1 protein-coding gene is annotated in these 841 nt (G+C 25.1%); it reads right to left on the reverse strand.

The features are described 5' to 3' along the window. Positions 1-253 precede the first annotated feature (253 nt). Positions 254-841: hypothetical protein (locus tag CAMP5053_RS08205; protein ID WP_337217641.1), on the reverse strand; the 588-nt coding region annotated here is incomplete at its 5' end.

Raw genomic sequence — 841 nt, forward strand, 5'->3', positions numbered from 1 at the left:
TTAAATAGTTTGTATATATCTTTAGCATTTTGATATTCTTTTTCATGATTATACTTATCCCAAAAGATAAGCTCTAAAGGGCGATAAGCTAAGCTTATAAAAATAATCAAAGCTATAAGTAAACCACAAGGTATATAAAATCTTTTAAGTTTATAAAAAGGTTTTTTCATTTATATTCCTTGATGTTTTAAAAATAGTTTTTGTGTCTTTTTCTGTTTCGTTTAAGGTTTTATTTTGAGTGTTAAGTTCTATCTCATTCATTTGTGCATTCTTTTAGTTTAGATTGTAGGGTATTGAGCTGATTGATTTGTTTTTGACCGAGTTTGAGTTTCTTAAAATTATAGATCGCTTTTTCTAATTGCATTTTTAAATGACTATCAGTGTGTATTTTTAATTCTTTATTAAAAAACAATAAAACTTTGTCAGTAGTAGTGTTAATTTGACTTATACCATTTAAAATTGTCATAGTTTTAGGGGTATTTAAATTACAAATATAATCTTGTAAAAATTCACTCAAATACATATCAGTAAATGCACAATTATAACCAATTAGAGTGTTAATATACATTCCAATTCTAACTACATCAAAGCTATCAAACTTATGAATATCTTTTTGTAAAAAATCCTCTTCTAAACGAGTATTTAGAAAAAATAAAAAATCTTCAAGTGCATCAAATCTTTCCTTGTCAAATAAAAAAGAAGTTTTATGATTTGTGATATTTCCTTCATTATATAAAAGATAAAGTATAATATCAGTATTTGAATTTGTTGTAACATGCCCAGCTTGTCTCATAAGCTCAACATCTTCTTCTGTGGGATAGTAAGAGGTTAAAGTTTTCAT

The organism is Campylobacter sp. S4:11 (genome assembly GCF_024723695.1).
Taxonomy (GTDB): Bacteria; Campylobacterota; Campylobacteria; order Campylobacterales; family Campylobacteraceae; genus Campylobacter_D; species Campylobacter_D jejuni_C.